We start from the raw sequence: 1,140 nt of genomic DNA on the forward strand, positions 1-1,140 counted from the left end.
GATGAATGGCGCATAACGCTCCTTGTAATACCGGATTCAAAAAGATAATCTTCAAACAAAAAGCGCTAAGAGGCTATCTTTTTGAATCTAGAGCACACCCCTCGCTGCGCTCGGCGAAGAAAGCGTATCCCTTCGGTCGGGTTAGTTCGTCACCGTTCGGTGACGAACTAACCGAATCTGGTATCAGAGACTGTCTTAAAACTTTCCCAGACGATATAATCGAGCATGAATAGTCGAGCAAGCTGCTACCCAAGCGATCTTTCGGACAATGAGTGGGCGATACTCGAACCGCTGATGCCCGAGCCCTCCTGCTTCACCCATAGACCAAGGGAACATAGCTGGCGAGAAATCCTCAACGGTATCTTCTACATCACTCGCTCTGGATGCTCCTGGCGCATGATGCCTAGCGATTTGCCACACTGGAAGACGGTCTATCACTACTTCAGGCTGTGGAAAAAGAGCGGATTCATCGAGCGACTCCATACCACCCTGCGGGAGAAGACCCGTGTCCAGGTAGGACGCAACCCCTACCCGACTGCGGGGAGTGTGGATAGCCAAAGTGTGAAGACCAGCGAAAAAGGGGGGTCAGGGGTTATGACGGGGGCAAGAAAATCAAGGGTCGCAAAAGGCACTTGATGGTGGATACCCAGGGTTTGGTGCTCAAAGTCAAGGTTCTGCCTGCTGACATCACCGATGCCGAAGGCGGGAAAGTGGTGCTACAGGCGGCTTGGGCAACCCAGAGAGACTTCTGTCATCTGTTTATTGACGGTGGCTACAAGCGCCAGTTCGAGGAGTGGGTCAGGCGAACTTTAGGCTGGACGGTGCAGGTCATGCAGCGACCCGATGCCAACTTTCGCGGTATCTGGTGGCCCGATGAAAAACCCATCCCTGATGACTTAGCCGAGGAGCTACTCAAGAAGACCCGAGGGCATCGTGGCTTTGTGGTCATCCCCAGGAGGTGGGTAGTGGAGCGCACCTTTGCCTGGCTAAGTTTCAATCGTAGGCTCAATCGGGACTACGAGTTCCTGCCCGAAACCTCAGAAACCTTTATCTACACGGCGATGATCCGACTTATGGTCAGAAGATTGGCTTCCTAGACGGTTTTAAGACAGTCTCTTAGTTCTGCGCCAACCTTGCATA

The 1,140-nt window shown here is 52.8% G+C and carries 1 protein-coding gene; it reads left to right on the forward strand.

What is annotated here, in order from left to right:
- Positions 1-225 precede the first annotated feature (225 nt).
- Positions 226-1,097, forward strand: a protein-coding gene (locus NW837_RS09100) for an IS5 family transposase (protein WP_414330855.1) whose coding sequence is annotated in 2 segments (ribosomal slippage) — positions 226-577 and positions 577-1,097 — 873 coding nt in all. Because the reading frame shifts where the segments join, the coding sequence is not laid out codon by codon here.
- Positions 1,098-1,140 lie beyond the last annotated feature (43 nt).

Source organism: Synechococcus sp. R6-10 (assembly GCF_047461815.1).
Taxonomy (GTDB): domain Bacteria; phylum Cyanobacteriota; class Cyanobacteriia; order Thermostichales; family Thermostichaceae; genus Thermostichus.